Origin of the sequence: Xenorhabdus santafensis (assembly GCF_033949405.1) — a bacterium.
Lineage (GTDB): Bacteria > Pseudomonadota > Gammaproteobacteria > Enterobacterales > Enterobacteriaceae > Xenorhabdus > Xenorhabdus santafensis.
The window spans coordinates 1-264 of sequence record NZ_VCDN01000395.1; the positions used below are offsets into that span (position 1 = coordinate 1).

General features: G+C 33.0%; 1 protein-coding gene. It reads left to right on the forward strand.

From position 1 onward, the window contains the following. Positions 1–264, forward strand: a 264-nt coding sequence (locus tag FE392_RS22875) for a response regulator (RefSeq protein ID WP_319931976.1), incomplete at both ends; no start/stop codon positions are given.

Sequence of the window (264 nt, forward strand, 5' to 3'; positions counted from 1 at the left end):
ATGATTTAATTATTTTAGATATTATGCTTCCGAAAATGAATGGATTCGAAATTTGTAAACAAATACGTGCTATAAAAGATATTCCGATTTTACTTGTTTCAGCCAAAAAAGAAGATATAGATAAAATTCGCGGACTCGGATTAGGAGCGGATGATTATATAACGAAACCGTTTAGCCCAAGTGAATTAGTAGCAAGGGTAAAAGCCCATATTTCTCGTTATGAAAGATTATCAGGAAATGTGAGTAAGCAACGCGATACGTTAT